Genomic DNA, 19,687 nt, shown 5'->3' with positions numbered 1-19,687 from the left:
TGCATATTGACGGGGACATTTCATGCCTTCTTCCTCAACAACCAGGCGCGCAGTGTGGTGCCGAATTTGCGGTCGCGGGAGAGCAGGGTAACGCCAATCATGAACATAATGCCGTGTACCCACCAGAGTCCCAACTGAATAGGTATTTTGCCATCTTCCAGTACTCTGCGACTGGCCAGTAGCAACATAAAATAACCGAGGTACAACAAAATAGCCGGGAACATTTTTCCAAACCTACCCTGACGCGGATCAACTGCGCTAAGCGGCACGGCAATCAGTACCAAAAACGGAATCGACAGCGGAATCGCAATCCGCCACTGTAGCTCAACAATGGCTTCAATGGATGGGTCCTGCAGTAATTCAGAGGTAGACATTACCGATACTTTTCGGCGGGTAACCTGCTGCTCGGGATCGTCAATTTGCACCTGATACTCGTCAAAATTGACAACCCGGAAATCACGTCGGCGGTGCTCGCCTTCGTACTGATTTCCCTCATTCAAAATAAGTTGGCGGGTACCGTCAGGCTCTTTGTTAATGGTGCCCTGCTGTGCATAAACAACCCGCACCTGCGCTTCATTGTTGGCTTGTTGCTGAGCCAGAAATACTTTCTGAAGTGAGCCATCACTTCCAACATCATGCACGAAAATAACAGCTTCCTGATTGCCCGTTTCCTGGAATCGGCCAGGGATGATGGCGCTGAATCCCGCTTCTGCCTTGGCTTGCTCACGAAGATTAAATTCGCTTTGTGCGGCGGTAGGAGCGAGATAAAGGGTAACAAAACCAGTAAAAATCATGATCAGTACAGACAGGAACAACATTACCCGGGTGACGTACCATTCGCTTATCCCACAAGCGCGCATTACGGTCATTTCGCTGTCTACATATAAACGCCCATAGGCCATCATAATGCCCAGGAACGCACTAATGGGGATAACCAGCGATGCCAGAATCGGCGCATACAGGGAAAGGAATCCTATCACCAGACCCGCAGGGATATCGCCCTCAGACGCATCCCCTAGCACTTTAACAAATCGCAGGGTAATAAAAATTGCCATTAGTATAAGAAAAATGGCAACCTGAGACTTCAGCGTTTCCTTAAGTAAATAGCGGAATATCAGCATTTATGGCCTATGCTAAAAGTCGGAATTTTAGTGAAAGCAGCTATAATTTTGAGTAAACTTACCATTTTTACATGTTTTGCCAGTATAACTAACCCTTGGCTCCGGCAGGTGCTATTGCCTGAATGTTGTAAAATCGACATAAAAGCACCTACGCAGTAAGACATTTTGCTGCGGTATTAAACCATAAGCGCGGCAAAACGGCATGTGAATTTTAAGCCGGGGCAACAGACAGATAAAAAATTGAGGTGACATCATGGAGTTTAACGTAAAAAGCGGCAGTCCCGAAAAACAACGCAGTGCCTGCATTGTGGTGGGGGTCTACGAACCCCGTCGTTTGTCGGGCGTGGCTGAGCAACTGGATGCTATCAGTGAGGGTTATATCAGTAACCTGCTGCGTCGCGGCGACCTGGAAGGCAAAGCAGGTCAAATGCTGTTGCTGCATCACGTACCCAACGTATTAAGCGAACGCGTGTTGTTGGTTGGATGCGGCAAGGAACGTGAACTCGATGAGCGCCAGTACAAGCAAATCATTGCTAAAACTATTCAAACCCTGAACGAAACCGGCTCAATGGAAGCCGTATGTTTCTTAACAGAGCTGCATGTAAAAGGCCGCGACACCTACTGGAAAGTGCGCCAGGCAGTAGAAACTACCCAGGATACGCTGTATACCTTCCTTCAGCTGAAAAGCAAAAAAGGCGAAGCGCGTCGTCCGCTGCGTAAAATTGTATTTAACGTGCCAACCCGCCGCGAATTAACCGTGGGTGAAAAAGCGGTTGAACACGGCCTGGCTATTTCCAAAGGCATGAAAGTAACCAAAGATGTGGCCAATATGCCGCCAAACATTTGTAACCCAGCGTATTTGTGGGATCAGGCACAGCAATTAGCAGCTGAATACGATTCTGTGAATGTGGAATGTGTAAACGAAGCACAAATGGCTGAGCTGGGTATGAATTCGTACCTGGCGGTGGGTCGCGGTTCAGAAAATGAATCGTTAATGAGTATTATCTATCACAAGGGGGGTCAACCTGATCAGCAGCCGTTGGTGCTGGTAGGTAAAGGGCTTACCTTTGATTCGGGCGGTATTTCATTGAAACCAGGCGAAGGCATGGATGAAATGAAATACGACATGGGTGGGGCAGCGGCCGTGCTGGGTGTTATGCATACCGTAGCAGCGTTAAACCTCCCGGTGAACGTTATTGGTGTGCTGGCTGGCTGTGAAAACATGCCCGATGGCAAGTCATATCGTCCGGGCGACATTTTGACTACCATGTCAGGACAAACCGTAGAGGTGCTCAACACCGACGCCGAAGGTCGCCTGGTATTGTGTGATGCACTGACTTACGTGGAGCGTTTCGACCCGGATACAGTAATCGACGTAGCCACGTTAACCGGCGCCTGTATTATTGCCCTTGGCAAACACGCAACCGGCTTAATGAGTACGCATAATCCTCTGGCGCACGAACTGTTAAACGCGTCTGAGCAGGCCTCAGACCGTGCATGGCGTTTGCCTTTGTGGGACGACTATCAGGAACAACTGGAAAGCCCGTTTGCCGACATGACTAACCTGGGCGGCCGCCCGGCTGGCTCTATTACGGCAGGTTGTTTCTTGTCGCGTTTCACTAAAAAGTACAACTGGGCGCACCTGGATATTGCCGGTACGGCCTGGAACAGTGGTAAAAACAAAGGCGCTACCGGACGTCCTGTACCGATGCTCGCACAATTCTTAATGAATCGCGCTGGTTTGGCGCAAGAGGACTAATTGCCCGTGCCCGCTGTTCGATTTTACGCACTAACAGAAGAAACCGTGTCGCCTGATGGCGGCGCGGCGGTATCTGCGCTGTGCGCGAAAGCCTGCGAATTAACTGCTGAACTGTATGCCAACCGGCAAAAGAGTGTGATACTGTGCGCCGACAAAGCCCAGGCAGAAGCAGTAGATGAACTGTTGTGGCAACTGCCCGCAGCGCGATTTGTGCCGCACAATCTGGCGGGCGAAGGCCCACCCGGTGGTGCACCGGTAGAAATCGTCTGGCAGGCACAACAATTACCCCGCCGGCCATGCCTCATCAACGTAAGTGGGCAAATGGTGAATCAATTCAACCAGTTCCAGCAAATTGTTGATTTTGTGCCGGTAGAAGAGGCTGCTAAGCAGCAAGCCCGACAACGCTATAAATATTTTCAACAAGCCGGCTGCCAAATGCAGTTTTTACCGGCTTAACACAGGTATTCTTTGAGACTCTCCATGGACAAAACCTACGAACCTCATTCCATTGAACAGCAATGTTATCAACGCTGGGAAAACGACGGACTGTTTAAAGCCAAGGTATCTGGCGATCCTGCGCAACAACCCTATTGTATTTTACTTCCGCCGCCAAACGTAACCGGTAGTTTGCACATGGGCCACGGTTTCCAGCAAACCATTATGGACGTGCTTACCCGTTATCACCGCATGAAAGGCGACAATACGTTGTGGCAAGTGGGTACCGACCACGCTGGTATCGCAACGCAAATGGTGGTGGAGCGCCAGCTGAACGCATTGGGCAAAACCCGTCACGATTTAGGCCGCGAAGCCTTTGTTGAGAAAATCTGGGAATGGAAAGAACACTCTGGTGGCACGATTACCAGTCAGATGCGTCGTATGGGTACGTCGTCAGACTGGGATCGCGAAGTGTTTACCATGGACGAAAACCTGTCAAAAGCCGTTACCGAAGTCTTCGTTAAACTGCATGAAGACGGCCTGATTTACCGCGGTAAGCGCTTAGTTAACTGGGATCCAGTGCTGCACACAGCGGTATCTGATCTGGAAGTACTGAACGAAGAAGAAGCCGGCCACATGTGGCACATGCGTTATCCATTGGCCGATGGCAGTGGCAGCATCGTGGTTGCTACTACGCGTCCGGAAACCATGCTGGGCGATACTGCTGTTGCAGTTCATCCGGATGACGAGCGCTATCAGGCTTACATTGGCAAGCAAATTAAGCTGCCAATTACTGGCCGTTTAATTCCAATTATTGCTGATGATTACGTTGATCCTGAGTTCGGCACTGGCTGCGTAAAAATCACTCCGGCTCACGACTTTAACGACTACGACATGGGTAAGCGTCACAACCTGCCTATGATCAATATCTTCACGCCAGATGCGAAGGTAAATGACGAAGCGCCAGAAGCTTACCGCGGCTTGGATCGCTTTGACGCGCGTAAAGCCATTGTGGAACAACTGGAACAAGATGGCGTACTGGTTAAAATCGATGATCACAAATTAAAAGTGCCTCGTGGCGACCGCACCGGTGCCGTTATTGAGCCTTATCTGACAGATCAGTGGTATGTGGCCATTGAAGAGCTGGCTAAGCCTGCGATTGAAGCAGTAGAAAGTGGTGAAATCCGTTTTGTTCCAGAAAACTGGAGCAAGACCTACTACCAGTGGATGCATAACATCCAGGACTGGTGTATTTCCCGTCAATTGTGGTGGGGACACCGTATTCCGGCCTGGTATGACGACAACGGTAACATTTATGTAGGTCGCGACGAAGCGGAAGTACGCAGCAAAAATGGTCTGGACGACAGCGTAGCGCTGCGTCAGGACGAAGACGTGCTCGACACCTGGTTCTCGTCGGCACTGTGGCCATTCGCTACCATGGGCTGGCCAGAAAAGACCCCAGAGTTGGAGACTTACCTACCTTCTGCGGTATTGGTAACCGGATTCGACATCATTTTCTTCTGGGTAGCCAGAATGATCATGATGACCAAGCGCTTTACCGGCAAGATCCCGTTTAAGGATATCTACATTACCGGCCTTATCCGCGATGAAAGCGGCGACAAAATGTCGAAGTCGAAAGGCAACGTGCTCGACCCGATCGATCTGATCGACGGCATTGATTTGGAATCGCTGGTAGCGAAGCGCACCTCGGGCATGATGCAGCCGCAACTTGCAGCCAAAATTGAGAAACGCACACGCAAGCAGTTCCCGGATGGTATCCACGCCTACGGCACCGACGCGCTGCGCTTTACCTTTGCTGCCATGGCCTCAACCAGCCGCGATATCAATTTCGATATGGGCCGGGTAGAAGGTTACCGCAACTTCTGTAACAAGATCTGGAACGCGTCGCGTTTCGTGCTGATGAACACCGAAACCGAAGATACCGGTCGTGACGGCGGAGAACTGGTGCTGAGTCTGGCTGATCGTTGGATTTGGGCACAGTTCCAGCAAACCCTTGGTGAATTTGAGAAAGCCATCAGTGAGTATCGTTTCGATATTGCCGCGCAAACGGTATATGAGTTTACCTGGAACCAGTTCTGCGACTGGTACCTGGAATTAACCAAACCGGTGCTGAATAACGATGAAGCAACAGACGCGGAAAAACGCGGCACACGCCACACGTTAATCAACGTACTGGAAAACCTGTTGCGTTTACTGCATCCGCTAATGCCGTTCATTACCGAAACCATTTGGGAACGCGTGGCACCGCTTAGTGCACTGACTGTGAAAGACGGCGACAGCATTATGGTGCAGCCATTCCCAACGGCAGACGCTGCTAAGCAAGACGAACAAGTACTGGCCGACATTGAGTGGGTGAAGCGCTTTATTGTGGGTATTCGTAATATTCGTGGCGAAATGGACATCGCCCCCAGCAAGCCGCTGTCGGTACTGCTGCGTAATGCCAGTGAAGAAGACGAGCGTCGACTGGGTATTTCCCGTACCTTCATCGACCGTCTGGCACGTCTGGAAGGGATCACTTTCCTGGCCAAGGGTGAAGAAGCACCGGCAAGTGCTGCTGCGCTGGTAGGCGAAATGGAAATTCTGATCCCTATGGCGGGCTTAATCGACAAAGACGCTGAATTGGCGCGTATCGCCAAAGCCATGGAGAAAATCGAAAAAGACGCCGCCCGCACTAAGGGCAAGTTGACTAACGAGAAGTTCGTGAGCAATGCGCCCGAAGACGTGATTGAAAAAGAACGCGCCAAACTGGCAGATGCAGAATCGCAGTTAGCCAAGCTATCTGCACAGCGCGAGACCATCGCCGCATTGTAAGGCGTTTTTTAACTGCGGGTGTGCACATTTGGTGCAGTGAGCCCGCTTTTAATCCCGTCATTGGTGCAATGCAATGTGTATGGCGAAGCAAATTTTTATAACTTGTTGTAATACATAGTGTTTGATTTTTGGCTCGCTAATTGCTGTGAAAAATACAAAATAAAGCAAACCCGCGTTTGCTAACAATGTGAATTAAGTTTGGTAATGAAGCCCAATCCTGTCGCCAGGATTGGGCTTTTTATTTTGTTTTTTGGACACGGTAGTAACAATGACTGCAGATAAATTTAATCTCTTCTCTTTCACTGGGAAAATGAAAATACTTCACCTTTCCTGGATGGTGTTTTTCGTTACCTTTGTGGTGTGGTTTAACATGGCACCACTCAAGCAGGTGATCATGGGCGACATGGGCCTGAGCCTGGAGGAATGGAAAACCCTACTGATATTAAACGTGGCACTCACCATACCCGCGCGGGTTATTATTGGTGCGCTTACCGACAAATACGGGCCGCGCTTAGTGTACTCTTTATTGCTGGCAATCTGCTCTGTACCCTGTTTTTTATTCGCGTTTGCCAGCGACTTTACTCAACTGGCCATTGCGCGTTTTGCGCTGGGCTTTATCGGTGCAGGGTTCGTTATCGGCATCCGCATGGTCAGCGAATGGTTCCCGCCTAAGGAACTGGGCACTGCTGAAGGCATTTACGGCGGTTGGGGGAACTTTGGATCTGCTGCGGCTGCGTTCACTTTGCCTACGCTGGCAGTGGTATTCGGTGGTGACGACGGCTGGCGCTACGCAGTAGCGATTACCGGTTTGTTATGTGTGATTTTCAGCGTGATTTATTACACCAACGTAACCGATACGCCCAAAGGCTCCACGTATTTCCGGCCCAAAAATCTCGGCGGCATGGAAGTCACCAGTAAAGGCGATTTTTATTTCCTGTTGTTTATGAAAACGCCGATGTACCTGGCACTGGCGCTGCTTAACTGGAAATTATCTCCCAGTGGAGTGGGCATGTTGTCGGCTGACGTGTGTACCTTTATCTATGTTGCGCTATTTGCCATTTATTGCTTCGACGCGTATTCCAACTTTAAAGTAAATCGCGAGATATTTGTTCAACCCGTTGCAGAACAGCACCGTTATCAATTTAAACAAGTTGCGGTACTGAACGTACTTTATTTTGCTACCTTTGGTTCTGAGCTGGCTGTGGTATCCATGCTTCCTGCGTTCTTTGCAGAGACCTTCGAACTGTCTATGGCGACGGCGGGTTTACTGGCGGGTATGTATGCCTTTATGAACCTGATGTCACGCCCTGGCGGTGGCATCATTTCTGACCGCTTTGGCCGCAAGAAAACGTTGCTCATTTTAACGGCGGGTCTGGCTGTTGGGTATTTCACGCTGAGCCATATTGATGCGGCATGGCCAGTATGGCTGGCAGTGCTGGCGGTAATGGCCTGCTCGTTCTTCGTGCAATCTGGTGAAGGTGCCGTATTTGCCGTAGTCCCCTTAATTAAACGCCGCCTTACTGGTCAAATTGCTGGAATGACTGGCGCTTACGGGAACGTAGGTGCGGTAACGTACTTAACGGTTTACTCATTTGTTGATGCTTCTACTTTCTTCCTTGTGATCAGTGGGACTGCCGCATTTGGCTTTATTGCGTTACTCTTTATGAAAGAGCCGAGTGGCGCAATTACCGAAGTCAACGAAGACGGCACAGTTGAATTGATCCACGTAGGATAACCTTATTACCCAACAGGCATAAGTGTGGTAATGCACCTGTCCTCGCCAGAGGCAGGTGCTTTTTTCGGATAAAGCATGGCAAATTTGAATGTAAGTTTTGGCGGTTACAGCAGTCAGGGGATCAAGTTTGAAAATCAGGACGCCTTTGCTGCCTGGCAGGGTGAAGGGCAACAGCTCCATGACAAAGGCGCAGTAGTTGCTATTGCCGATGGTGTGTCTGCCTGCAGTAAAGCCAAAGAAGCCGCTACTACCGTGGTTAATAACTTCATTTATGATTACATGCAAACACCGCCAAGCTGGTCGGTTAGCCGTTCGGTAGGCAAAATTCTAAACAGCCTCAATCGTTGGTGTCACGGTCAGTTCGATTATTCGCTGGGTGGAAGCAGTCAAATGCTCACCACGTTCAGCAGTCTGATCTTTAAGTCTACTACGGGTTTCTTAATGCACGTGGGTGATACCCGAATCCACCGATTTCACAACGATCAACTGGAGCTGTTAACCAACGATCACACAACCAAGCAGCGGGCAAACTTTGTGCTCACCCGGGCAATCGGTCTGGATGCTAAGCTCGATGTGGATTTTACCTCATTTGCTTTGCAGCAGGGCGAGTTGTACATGCTCACCAGTGACGGTGTGCATGAATTTTTATCGCACAAAAAGCTCCGGCAAATGCTTGAGGGCGTGGCAGATCTGGAATCGACCGCTAAAGCCATAGTGCGAGCGGCATTGGACGCTGGCAGTAACGACAATGTGAGTTGTTTGTTGGCAAGGGTTGATAGTTTACCGGCGACAAACGTTCACGAGTTGTCTGTTCATGGGCGTAGTCTGGTGATCCCGCCGGCTTTGGAAGTCGGGCATAAACTTGAGGGTTATCGGGTTCTGGAGCAGGTATTTAACGGTACGCGCTCCAGTTTGTACAAGGTGCTGGACGAGCAGTCTGGCACAATATACGGCCTGAAAACACCTACTGAAAAGTTTGAAGATGACACTACTTTTTTGCAGGGCTTCTTGCGGGAAGAGTGGGTAGGCAAAAGTCTGGATAGTCCGCACATCATGAAAGTGTTGCCCAGACGCGAAAACACGCAGTTTTATTACCATGTGTGTGAATACATTGAGGGACAATCCCTGCGCCAATGGATTATAGATAACCCATCGCCCTCAATCGACACAGCTCGACGTATTGTGAAGCAGATCATAGTGGCGTTGCGCACCTTTCAGCGCAACGACATGGTGCACCGCGACCTCAAACCGGAAAACGTTATGATCACCCGGCATGGGGAAGTCAAACTCATCGATTTTGGCACCGTACTGGTGAAGTCGTTGCTGGAAACCGGTGATCAAACACATGAAGACTACCCGGTTGGCTCAGTGAACTACATTGCGCCTGAATTTTTGATTCAGAATCACAGTGACTTTAGAACCGATATGTTTTCGCTGGGTGTTATTGTGTACGAGATGCTGAGCGGCGCGCTGCCTTATAAGCCATTTAAATACAAAGATTACATCCCTGAAAGTGCGAACGAATACCACTATCAGAGCATCAAGCAATACCGTCCGGACTTACCCGCGTGGATTGATATCTGTTTAAAGAAAGCCACGCAACCAGAACAACACAAGCGCTTCAATGCGCTGTCGGAATTCGAAGCCGCGCTGGACAACCCCAAAGACGTTATTGCTACCGAAAAGCGTGGTCCACTGATCGAACGCAACCCGGTGCTGTTGTGGCAATGGGTCAGCGCTATTCTTCTGGCTATTGTGTTGTGGCAAGCGTGGCTGCTTAGCAAGTAGCTTTATCAATATATCTATCCCCGGCTAACGACTGGAATAGCAGGCCAGCCGGGGCGACTCTAGTAAATTAAAACTGATAAGAGGCAAATAGCCTTAGCGTTCTGGGTTGGCCAGGGCCCACAAACTCAGTTGATTCGATATCGTCGTAAATATCTTCAAGTACTTCGTCGGCTTCGCCATAAGTTCCAAAGGTTTCAAACTCGGTATCAAACACGTTTTCCAGACGCAGGCCAACGGTAATGCCACTTGGGTGAGCGTAAGTCGCACTCAGGTTAACCAGCGTATAACCATCCAGTTTGCGGTTTTCGTTGGCTTCGTCGCCCCGGAAATATTGGCCCGACGCATAGTCTACATCTGCGCTGATATACAGATTTTCAAGCAGCGGATAAGTTACTTCCACACCCGCAAGCCATTCAGGCTGACCCGGAATGGTATCGCCTGGTGTTACCTGACGGCCCGGTCCCATTGGATTTTGCGGGCTGAACGAGACAAAGGCAGATTCAAAGGTTGCCTGTAAATAACTTACGTTGGCAGACACTTCCAGATCGTCCCATTGTTGTAACACGCTGAATTCAGCGCCTTGTCGGCGCGTTTTGTCTACGTTTACAAAATAACCCACTGACGCACGGTCACCGGCCTGCTGGAAAATAATGTCGTCTTTGCTGTCGCTGCGATACACCGCTGCATGGAGAGAGCCGTTTTCCAGCGTAATATTGGCACCCAGTTCAAGGGTATCGGTGCGTACCTGATCCAGTGGTGGATCGGCCACAAAACCATTGGGCAGTTTACAGGGGTCGTCTTCGTCGGCGCAGCTTAGTTCTGCTGGTGTCGGGGTACGTGACGACTGGCTGTAAGACGCATAAGCGTGGTAGCTATCGGTACGGTAGTGCACTGTGGCAGACGGATTAAACCGGTTAAAGGCATGGTTGCCGTTCAGCGAGCCTTCGCCTTCCTCAACACCGTCTACCATATCAATGGTGGATTTGTTGTAACGGGCGGCCAGAGCCAGTTGCCAGTGGCGGTTCAAATCAATGACATCGCTAACAAACGCGTAGGTGTGGCGAACATCTGTGGTAAGACGCACGCGAGAACCTTCGTCAAATACACCAATGCCGGTAACCCCTCGGCTGCTTTCTGGTGTTTCATTGTCGAGCACGGCAAACTCGGTATCACTGCGAAATGAAATGTCGGCGGTATCGATACCCAGGCCAACTACCCAGTGGTGTGTCATTGAACCTGTGGCAGCTTTACCCGCCAGTTCGGCGCTAAAGCCAAAGCTTTGCTGGTCGGTAAAGCTGGTATTGGCGGTACCGTCCAGGGTATCCGGATCTGCATTACTGATATTTTCCAGAGGCACTAACGGGTCAAATCCTACAAACTGAACGGCGTCGTCTTCATCGAAGCTTACTGCGTCGTCCTCTGCATCTTCATCGTCCTCGACGTCATCGTCTTCAAACAGTTCAGCGTCTTCGTCCTCTTCACATAAGGTTTCGCCATAGCCTACATCACATTCTTCGTAGTCACTGTCGTCACCGTTGTAGGTTTCGATTTTGTTTTCACGGTAGTAAGTGTTCAGGCGCAATACTAAATCGTCATCCAGGTTCCACTCGTGATTCAGGTTCAGGAAGCGCAGGTTAGTGAACGTTTGGTCGGGCAACGTATAAATGGTTGCGCGGCCCTCATGCGGGATCAGGTCTACCGGAATGGCACCGTTACCAATCAGATCGTTTTCATTTACGGCCAGGGTGATGCGGGTGGCGGTGTCTTTACCTTTGTGGGTGATGTTAGCCAACCCTTGCTGAATATCACTGGGCGAATAGTCGCGCCAGCCATCTTCCTGGTATTTGTTGATATTGATGTAATAGCCCCACTCGCCATTGTTGCCGCCAGACTCCAGATTAATGCCGCGCTGGCTAAAATCGCCACCCATGACGGTGACTTTATTGTGTGGGAAAGAAAAACCGTCTTTGGTATTTAATATCAGTGCGCCGCCCAGGGTATTCTGACCAAATACCGGGTTAGCACCCGATACCAGGGTAACCGATTCCAACGCCGAGGGAGGCAGCAGATCCCAGTTTACGGTATCGCCAAAAGGTTCGTTAAAGCGCGTACCGTTTAAGTACACCGACAGGCCCTGTGGTAAACCCAGTAAGGGCGACGCCGTAAAGCCGCGGTATTGTAAATCAGCCTGAAACGGATTGTTTTGCACATCGTTAATCGACACGCTTACCAGTTTATTATCCAGAATTCTGGCCAACGAATTACCGTTTTCGACTTCCAGTGCATCGGCATCCAAATGCTGACTGGCGGGTGAGTATTCCGTTAATCCACTCACAAAACTAAGGGGCGATTGCCCGTATACGGTGATCTGTTCAGCGTCTTGTTGTTGCGCATGTATTTGAAAACTCGCAGCAATACAGGATGCCAAATAAAGATAAGCGGTTTTTTTCATTGTGTGTCCAGCTTCTTCTCACTCTTTTCCACATTGCACATGTATGGCATTGTTCTGTTAACGCGTTATGCGGTGAATGTGCATATAGGGTGAATACTAATTGTGTGTACCGTTAAGTATGAGAATTTTCGCAGCCGGGATATATGGAAATGTTCCCCGGCTTAGCCGGGAAAAGTTCCCGGTTTTTTGTGGTTGTACTATTGGCTACAACCAGAAGCGCAGTGGGCTGATGCTAAAGTAGTAGTGCAATTTTCGCAGGCAGGACACTGCTTAATTCACCGCGTATGATGAGTAAAACAACAGCGCGTTGCGTTATTAAACAGTGTATCGCACACCAACCATCAGCCAGTTTGACTAAAATGTAGCGAAATCATTCAGGTGGCTGTAAATGGGTGTATGTTAGGTTGTTGATTCATAATGCTTTTATTTTTGGTGTGGACTTTGCTTCCAAACCACGTAGTAATGATAACGCGCAAGTTACGCAACACAACATTAAAGGAAACTGTCATGGTGAAACTGGAAGACCGTCCAATCGAACAAGTACGCGAAGAAGTGATCGACAAACTGATTTATCACTACAGTCATGGCGTGATATCGGTGGAGGCCTTCGAGCGACGATTAGATCAGGCCATGGCAAGTAAGGATCACCATGAAATTGTGGCATTAGCTGCCGATCTCACGCTGCAGGTAGACGGTGACTACAGTCGCGAAAAAGAACACAAGTTCAGTGTTAAGTATGCAACCGGTGAAGTGCCTGAGCGCGATACCATTGTGAATATTATGGGGGGATCGGATCGCGGCGGACGCTGGACAGTACCACGCGAGATCCGGGTGATCGACTTTATGGGCGGCACCACGCTTGATTTTACCGATGCCGAATTCCGCGCGCAGCACGTTACGGTAAAAGTATTATGCGTGATGGGCGGTACCGACATTAAAGTACCCGAAAACGTGAATGTGGTTACCAAAACCTTTTGTATTATGGGCGGAGTGGATAACAAAACGTCGTCGATTGCCGACCGTCAGGCGCCTACCATTACGGTAGAAGGCTTTGTGCTGATGGGCGGTGTTGACATTGCTATTAAGCGCACAGTTCGTGAAAAATTTGTGGCCTTTGCCAACCAGATGAAATCCATTTTCGGTGCGAGCCACCACGACACCAAGCGTCGTAGCTACTAACTACGCACGAACGTCATTGAACGGCGGTCGTTATAGATTAAGTTTGTACTTTACGGGTAAAAGCGGGAGAGGTGAGTGCCACCCCTCCCTGCTTACGTCTCGCTGATTACTTTTCGTTGGTTAATTCTTGTTGATTTCTTCTTGCATCTGGCAGACTCAGTAGTACGCCAGTTTTTCAGATTTACCTGCAAATATTCGGTATACCCATACGGTGTAAAGCAATATGCAGGGCACAACCACTACCGCGCCTACCAGCAGAAAGCGCAGTGAGTCCGGATCACTCAGGGCATCCATAATGGTGAGTTTACCGGGTACCACGTAGGGATAATAACTAATGCCAAAGGCAGTGAAGCACAGCACAAATACCAAAAGTGCCAGTGCAAAAGGTAGCCATTCGCCACGCCCACCTGCTTTGGGGAGTTTTTGCAGTACAATGCCGCACAATAGCAGTAACCCAAAACACGCCAACGGAATAAGCATTAACACCAGTCCCAACGGGCTTTCCAGCCAAAGCTCACGCACATTTTCATGCAGAGTAAGGTTTATAAAACTCACCGCTATAATCCCGCCAGCCAGAATCATCAGGCAACGCTTCGCCCAATAAAATGCTTTGGCCTGCAATTCGCCTTCTGTTTTGAGGATCAGCCAGCATGCACCAATAAACGCATAGGCTGCCGTTACGCCAAACGCGGCAAGTAGGGCAAAGCCTTGCGCGTACCAATCGGTGCGTAAGCCAGTAACCCATATACCCAGCATATAGCCTTGCGATAAGGTAGTAAGTAACGAGCCGTACTTAAAGCAGGTATCCCATTTACGCTTCTTGGTTTGCGGCACTTTGGCTCTGAAATCAAATGATACACCGCGCAAAATCAGTCCAATCAGCATAAAGGTGGCAGGCAGGTATAAGGTTTGCAGTATCGCACTATGCGCTTGCGGAAAGGCAATAAGCAACAACCCAACCGCCAGTACCAGCCAGGTTTCGTTGGCATCCCAGTAGGGCCCGATAGACGCCACCATGTCATCTTTGAACGTTTCGTTTCGGGGAGGAAACAGCACGCCAACCCCTAAGTCATAGCCATCAAGAATGGCATACAGCAATACAGCCAGCCCCAGTAAGCCAACATAAATGTTGCCCAGCGCTTCGGCAGAAAGTGATTCGAAAGGCATGGTTTTCTCCTAGTTCGCCTGTAGGGGGGAGAGGGGCAGTTTGGCCTGCGCGCGCTCTTCAGCCGAGATTTCTTCAATGCCTACCGACTTGCGGCACATCAGCGTCAGCGTGCGTATGTAGGCAATCAGCAATACACCATACAATGCAGCATACAGCGAGAACGACAGGGCAATGTTTGCCGGTGGCAGGCCGGTTACCGCATCCTGGGTAGTGAGTACGCCACTTACTAAATAAGGCTGGCGGCCAACTTCGGTAACGTACCAGCCCGCCAATGTGGCTATCCAGCCGCTGAAGCTCATGCCAATAAATACTTTTATCAGCCAGTCGGGCAGGGCGTCTTTACGCAGCAGCCAGTAGGTGCCGCACCAGGCGGCAAACAACATAAGCATACCCATGCCCAACATGATCCGGAATGAATAGAACACCGGTGCCACCGGCGGATGCTTACCTTCAAACTCGTTCAAACCTTTAATTTCGCCATTCACATCATGAGTAAGAATAAAACTCGCCATGTTGGGAATGGCAATCTCGAAGTGATTGGTTTTACTTTCCGCGTCGGGAATGGCAAACAACAACAGCGGGGCACCTTGTTCGGTGTGCCACACGCCTTCCATTGCGGCAATTTTCTGTGGCTGATGTTCCAGCGTATTCAGGCCGTGCATATCACCTGCCAGTATCTGTAAGGGGATTAACACTGCTGCGGTATAGGTGGCGGTTTTCAATGCCAGTTTGGGCGCAATTTTATTGTCGCCCTTGTAAATACGGTAGGCAGACAAGCCCGCAATCAGGAAGCTGGCGGTTAATCCTGATGCCAGCAACATGTGTGCAAACCGGTAGGGGAATGAGGGATTAAAAATAATGGCATACCAGTCTTTGGCGTATATCACACCGTCGATGACTTCATGACCCTGCGGAGTTTGCATCCAGCTATTCAGCGACAGGATCCAGAACGCCGACAGCGTAGTACCAGCCGCTACCACAAAGGTAGCCAGCGTGTGCAGCCAGTTAGGCACCTTTCGAATACCAAATAGCATAATGCCCAAAAAGGTAGCTTCTAAAAAGAACGCAGTAAGTACTTCATAACCTAATAACGGTCCGGCTACGTTGCCTGCTTTTTCCATAAAACCCGGCCAGTTGGTGCCAAACTGAAACGACATGGTAACGCCCGATACCACGCCCAGCGCAAAGGTAAGCGCAAATACCCTTACCCAAAAACGGTAAATACGCATCCATACCGGATGGTGCGACAGGTTTGAGCGCAATTTGAAATAAAACAAAAACCATCCAAGCGCGATGGTGATAGTAGGGAATAAAATATGAAAGCTAATATTCAGTGCAAACTGAAGTCGTGATAATAAGAATGCGTCCACAATCGCCTCCTGATCAGGCTGATTTTCCGGGAAGAAGTTTGTCTTTGAGTTCAAGAATGCGGCCTACACCAGCACCCAGTTTCATTAACGTTGCCAGTTTATCGGGGCCCAGGTTTTGCAGCTCCTGCGACCAGGCCGTTACCGACTCCAACAAATCGTGAATTTCGTTTAAGCGGGCTTGTACATTGCTGTCTTGCTCACTATTGGGAGACTCCATCATTAAATCCCTGAGTAACGATAAGGTAGGGTCGATTTCGCGCTTTCGGCGCTCTTCAAATACCCTATTGGCCAGCACCCAAATTGATCCCGCTGGAATATAGAACTCCTTGCGCTCTCCGGGTACATGGTGCTGCTTAATTAACTGCCAGGATTGCAGTTCTTTCAGCCCCATACTGGTATTGCCCCTCGAAATGCTCAGTGCATCGGCGATTTCCTGGGCTGCCAGTGGCTCTTCGTGCAGCACAATTAGCGCAAGCATTTGGCCTACCGTGCGATTAAATCCCCAGCGACTGCCCATTTCACCAAAGTGCATCACAGCAGATGTGACAAGCGGTGACATTTTCATTTTATGTTCCTTGCTGAAGTTTCAGAAATTACTGAAAGTTTAATCCTGAACTTGATCCAGATCAATGTATTTTCGCGGTTAGATTGAGAAGTGTGGAATCTCATGAAGTTTGATAAATCGTCTCATATGAGTGATATCGATTTTGAGGTAAGAAGTTGGATTATTCTGAGAGGGGGTTATGTGCGTATAGAAGTCATTAGTTTGTGGCAATTCTAATGACAGCTATGAGCGAATAGCGGAAATCAGAGGGCGAATTATCTTCGTCCACAAAAGACAAAAAGGGGACGTTACACATCATTTAATTCCATGGCAGTTTCGAAATCATGAGATGGTAAGACGAGCCGCAGAAGGTGGTTTTAATATGAATGGCGCGAGAAATGGAATGAATTTTAGAGTAAGTGATAGTCTACATATGTTTGGGCGACGTCATAGAAGATACAATCGTATAATTGGTAAATTACTGGATAGAGATATGAGACGAAATCCAAACATGTCTCCTCGTGAAGCGGCTACTAGGCTCAATAGTTACGCTGACAAAGCCCGATATCTCCTTACCCAAAGTAGCAGGAAATTAGGTAAATGAACAAATTCAAATGGAATCAGTGCCAACAACACAAAGATGGATGGGAGTTCTTTTTAAGTACGAGTCTAACTATTATTGATTGGTCTGCTCTTTTCACTGAAATAGAGACTCAAATTGCAGAAAAAACATCTGGGGAAATCTTTACGATCAATATCAATCTTAGACTTGAGGCTGGAATGATCTATATTTTTCCTTGCGATAAAGACCAAGTTGACTGCGAAATTGATGTAATATTTGGCATACAGTTAGAAGAGATAATGGACGAATATCATGTTGCGTCAGTATCACTCAACGATAGAGATTTTGAGCAAAGGATTGAAAAAATTAGAAAAAACTTAATTAAGCTGTTGAAAAATGAGTTCCTTAAGAAGGATTCGCCTATTAATTCTGACTTGATAATATTTACCGATATTGAATTTAAAATCATTGAAGCCTGTTTCTTTTAGAAATGGAGTGCATTGATATACTGGTTGAATCAATCCGAGTTTGTCGGAGGCTAATTATCTTGAGAGAATTAGCCAATGAACAAAAGAATAACGTATTCCCCAGAAGTCCGCTACACGCACCATAGCAGCCATCGGCATTTGAAATTCCCTACGACCGCTTTTGTTTAGATTATCAGTTATCTGCCCTCCATTCAGATCCACCTTGATGTCCTACGCTCGGGCAGATATCAGATAATCTTCGGTGGACGAAACCGCGGGATGTTACCCCTGTGGTTTGGCTATGGGGATTTCGATGGTGGATATGAGTCTGCTGTAGAGGATGATCGCCAAGATCACGTGTTTCCAGTGGTGCTTTGTTTCTATTGGCATCTGATTTTCACGTTTTTATTCAGCTCGGTTGTCTCGTTCTATTCATTGTCATGGGGTTTATAGCGTTTCAGGTAAAGCATCATCCTCACCAGTAAAGGCGCTTTTTTTATCTCTTTAAGCACCCCGCCTATTTAGGGGGCGCTCTTGGTAAGTATGCAGGTAGCCTGAGCCCCGACACCTTCATCGGTGATTGACATTGCCTGCACACGAAGGGGGCTGAGTCTGTCTCCAATTCATTGGCAGGATTTTTGATTTCTGGTGGCGGTGCTACGTGCAAGGCTTGTCTGGCCATATTGAGTTTGGCTTTACTGGCCAGTAACCCATAATGCCGGATACGATGAAACCCGGTTGGCAAGACATGCAATAAAAATCGACGCATGAACTCGTCACACGTCAGTTGCATCGTCCGGTGCATGTTGTTTCCTTTGCGCCGGTAATCCTTATAGGTGAACGAGACATGTGTTTCATCAACGGATTGTAGTCGGCGATTCGCAATCGCTACCCGATGCGTATAACGCGACAGGTACTTCAGCACCGCTTGTGGTCCTGCAAACGGCGGTTTGGCATACACCATCCATTCCATGGATTGTTGCTGTTTTGCACCATGCCATAAAGTGCCCGGCGTGTTCAAAGCCACTGGTCTGCGTCAACTCCCCGAAGCACAGTAACTGCGTCGATTCGTATAACTCACGTACGCCTTGCATATACAAACGGCGGAACAAGCGTGATAACACTCTGACCGGTAAGAAGAAGCCCTTTTTACACGCTTTCCATTGCTTAGCCTTATCCAGCCCGCCACCGGGCACAATGCAATGCACATGAGGATGATGCATCATCGAGGAGCCCCACGTATGCAACACCATAGTGGTGCCAACCTCAGCGCCTAAGTGTCGCGTATCACCGGCAATGGTCAGTAGCGTTTGTGATGCGGCTTTAAACAACAGCTGATACATCTGTGCTTTGTTGTAAAAGGCCAGTTGGGCGACGTCGCTGGGTAACGTGAATACCACATGGTAGTACTCTACGGGTAACAACTGCTGCTCTCTGGCTGCAAACCAGCGTTTGGCGCTTGACCCCTGGCACTTCGGACAGTGACGATTACGGCAGGAGTTATATGCGATGGCATCGGTATGACAGTGTTCACAGTGCAGGTGATGAGCACCTAACTGGGCACTTCGACAACGCTCAATGGCTGACATCACTTTCAGTTGCGCTAAGCTTAAATGCCTATGCTGAGCGCTTTTATACTGCGTACCAGACAGACGAAACACATCCGCCACCTCAAGCGGTGGCCGTGAACAACTCGACATAACGTCACGCTCACAATGCCAGTGTATCCAACGGACTCACCACCTCTCGCAAGAGTTTGCTGGCGACTTGTGCATACAGCGCAGTGGTTTCTAGTTTACTATGCCCCAACAGCGTTTGGATGATGCGAATATCGACTTTATCTTCCAGTAAGTGCGTGGCGAAACTGTGCCGTAAGGTGTGCATGGAGACTATCTTATTCACTCCTGCATCCAGACACGCAGACTGACAGGCACGACTGAGTTGACGGGTGCCAAGTGGGTTTAACGGATTCTGCCCTGGGAACAACCACCCACCCGGTAGCATTAAGTGATGTGCCTTGGCATGTTTGTACCATTGGCGAAGTGTACTCAACAGTATCGGCCATAACATTGCCATTCTGTCTTTCTTCCCTTTACCTTGCTCAACGCGCAATAGCATGCGAGAACTGTCGATATCCGTCACCTTCAACATCACCACTTCACCAATCCGTAACCCAGCCCCATAAGCGACCGAGAAGGCAGCTTTGTATTTGATGCTATGTGTGGCATCAATCAGTTGCTTGACTTCCTCTTTACTCAAGACCGTCGGCAACTTC

14 protein-coding genes and 1 pseudogene are annotated in these 19,687 nt (G+C 49.0%); 8 read left to right on the top strand and 7 right to left on the bottom strand.

What is annotated here, in order from left to right; genetic code table 11:
- Positions 1-20 precede the first annotated feature (20 nt).
- The gene (gene lptF, locus ACLR2L_RS06995) at positions 21-1,121 is read right to left on the bottom strand and encodes an LPS export ABC transporter permease LptF (protein ID WP_413366859.1); all 1,101 of its coding nucleotides are present in this window, start codon (positions 1,119-1,121) and stop codon (positions 21-23) included.
- 253 nt (positions 1,122-1,374) lie between these two features.
- Between lptF and pepA the strand changes: the two genes are divergently transcribed.
- From pepA to ACLR2L_RS06970, 5 genes are all read left to right on the top strand, one after another.
- Complete coding sequence (gene pepA, locus ACLR2L_RS06990) at positions 1,375-2,880, top strand: leucyl aminopeptidase (RefSeq protein WP_413366857.1); 1,506 nt, start codon at positions 1,375-1,377, stop codon at positions 2,878-2,880.
- A gap of 6 nt (positions 2,881-2,886) precedes the next feature.
- A complete protein-coding gene (locus ACLR2L_RS06985; protein WP_140959347.1) occupies positions 2,887-3,336 on the top strand; it encodes a DNA polymerase III subunit chi in 450 nt (149 codons plus the stop codon).
- Positions 3,337-3,360: 24 nt separating this feature from the next.
- Complete coding sequence (locus tag ACLR2L_RS06980) at positions 3,361-6,147, top strand: valine--tRNA ligase (protein ID WP_413366855.1); 2,787 nt, start codon at positions 3,361-3,363, stop codon at positions 6,145-6,147.
- A gap of 268 nt (positions 6,148-6,415) precedes the next feature.
- Positions 6,416-7,882 carry a NarK family nitrate/nitrite MFS transporter gene (locus tag ACLR2L_RS06975; RefSeq protein WP_140959262.1) on the top strand — a complete coding sequence of 489 codons (1,467 nt, stop codon included), beginning with the start codon at positions 6,416-6,418 and terminating at the stop codon, positions 7,880-7,882.
- 75 nt (positions 7,883-7,957) lie between these two features.
- Positions 7,958-9,670 (top strand): protein kinase domain-containing protein, encoded by a 1,713-nt coding sequence (locus ACLR2L_RS06970; RefSeq protein WP_413366852.1) that lies wholly within the window; start codon positions 7,958-7,960, stop codon positions 9,668-9,670.
- A gap of 67 nt (positions 9,671-9,737) precedes the next feature.
- Here ACLR2L_RS06970 and ACLR2L_RS06965 read toward each other — a convergent pair whose 3' ends face one another.
- Complete coding sequence (locus ACLR2L_RS06965) at positions 9,738-12,122, bottom strand: TonB-dependent receptor (protein ID WP_413366850.1); 2,385 nt, start codon at positions 12,120-12,122, stop codon at positions 9,738-9,740.
- Positions 12,123-12,629: 507 nt separating this feature from the next.
- Here ACLR2L_RS06965 and ACLR2L_RS06960 point away from each other — a divergent pair.
- On the top strand, positions 12,630-13,301 hold the full coding sequence (locus tag ACLR2L_RS06960; protein ID WP_255439185.1) for a LiaF domain-containing protein: 672 nt from the start codon (positions 12,630-12,632) through the stop codon (positions 13,299-13,301).
- A 156-nt stretch (positions 13,302-13,457) separates the two neighbouring features.
- Here ACLR2L_RS06960 and ACLR2L_RS06955 read toward each other — a convergent pair whose 3' ends face one another.
- The 3 genes from ACLR2L_RS06955 to ACLR2L_RS06945 are packed head-to-tail and all read right to left on the bottom strand — an operon-like array spanning position 13,458 to position 16,404.
- A complete protein-coding gene (locus ACLR2L_RS06955) occupies positions 13,458-14,468 on the bottom strand; it encodes a cytochrome d ubiquinol oxidase subunit II (RefSeq protein WP_413366848.1) in 1,011 nt (336 codons plus the stop codon).
- Positions 14,469-14,477: 9 nt separating this feature from the next.
- A complete protein-coding gene (locus ACLR2L_RS06950) occupies positions 14,478-15,839 on the bottom strand; it encodes a cytochrome ubiquinol oxidase subunit I (protein ID WP_413366846.1) in 1,362 nt (453 codons plus the stop codon).
- Positions 15,840-15,852: 13 nt separating this feature from the next.
- Positions 15,853-16,404 (bottom strand): GbsR/MarR family transcriptional regulator, encoded by a 552-nt coding sequence (locus tag ACLR2L_RS06945; RefSeq protein WP_140959252.1) that lies wholly within the window; start codon positions 16,402-16,404, stop codon positions 15,853-15,855.
- Positions 16,405-16,636: 232 nt separating this feature from the next.
- Between ACLR2L_RS06945 and ACLR2L_RS06940 the strand changes: the two genes are divergently transcribed.
- A complete protein-coding gene (locus ACLR2L_RS06940) occupies positions 16,637-16,987 on the top strand; it encodes an AHH domain-containing protein (RefSeq protein WP_413366869.1) in 351 nt (116 codons plus the stop codon).
- Entirely contained in the window at positions 16,984-17,433 is a 450-nt protein-coding gene (locus ACLR2L_RS06935; RefSeq protein WP_413366843.1) for a hypothetical protein, read from the top strand. The genes ACLR2L_RS06940 and ACLR2L_RS06935 overlap by 4 nt, the downstream gene beginning before the upstream one ends.
- A gap of 496 nt (positions 17,434-17,929) precedes the next feature.
- Here the strand turns inward: ACLR2L_RS06935 and ACLR2L_RS06930 are convergent.
- Both ACLR2L_RS06930 and ACLR2L_RS06925 read right to left on the bottom strand, forming a co-directional pair.
- Positions 17,930-19,112 (bottom strand): annotated as a pseudogene (locus ACLR2L_RS06930) (IS91 family transposase).
- 10 nt (positions 19,113-19,122) lie between these two features.
- Positions 19,123-19,687, bottom strand: a 565-nt coding sequence (locus ACLR2L_RS06925) for a tyrosine-type recombinase/integrase (RefSeq protein ID WP_413366841.1), incomplete at its 5' end; no start/stop codon positions are given.

It is taken from the genome of Alteromonas sp. AMM-1, assembly GCF_047290655.1.
GTDB classification, from domain to species: Bacteria; Pseudomonadota; Gammaproteobacteria; order Enterobacterales; family Alteromonadaceae; genus Alteromonas; species Alteromonas mangrovi.
Note: the sequence above shows the minus strand (reverse complement) of the source record. Positions and strands in the feature narration are given on the sequence as shown.

What these genes read in the sequence shown, in the direction of transcription:
- lptF (WP_413366859.1), bottom strand. Translation starts at nt 1,121, where the DNA reads ATGCTGATATTCCGCTATTTACTTAAGGAAACGCTGAAGTCTCAGGTT.
- pepA (WP_413366857.1), top strand. Translation starts at nt 1,375, where the DNA reads ATGGAGTTTAACGTAAAAAGCGGCAGTCCCGAAAAACAACGCAGTGCC.
- ACLR2L_RS06980 (WP_413366855.1), top strand. Translation starts at nt 3,361, where the DNA reads ATGGACAAAACCTACGAACCTCATTCCATTGAACAGCAATGTTATCAA.
- ACLR2L_RS06975 (WP_140959262.1), top strand. Translation starts at nt 6,416, where the DNA reads ATGACTGCAGATAAATTTAATCTCTTCTCTTTCACTGGGAAAATGAAA.
- ACLR2L_RS06970 (WP_413366852.1), top strand. Translation starts at nt 7,958, where the DNA reads ATGGCAAATTTGAATGTAAGTTTTGGCGGTTACAGCAGTCAGGGGATC.
- ACLR2L_RS06965 (WP_413366850.1), bottom strand. Translation starts at nt 12,122, where the DNA reads ATGAAAAAAACCGCTTATCTTTATTTGGCATCCTGTATTGCTGCGAGT.
- ACLR2L_RS06960 (WP_255439185.1), top strand. Translation starts at nt 12,630, where the DNA reads ATGGTGAAACTGGAAGACCGTCCAATCGAACAAGTACGCGAAGAAGTG.
- ACLR2L_RS06955 (WP_413366848.1), bottom strand. Translation starts at nt 14,468, where the DNA reads ATGCCTTTCGAATCACTTTCTGCCGAAGCGCTGGGCAACATTTATGTT.
- ACLR2L_RS06945 (WP_140959252.1), bottom strand. Translation starts at nt 16,404, where the DNA reads ATGAAAATGTCACCGCTTGTCACATCTGCTGTGATGCACTTTGGTGAA.
- ACLR2L_RS06935 (WP_413366843.1), top strand. Translation starts at nt 16,984, where the DNA reads ATGAACAAATTCAAATGGAATCAGTGCCAACAACACAAAGATGGATGG.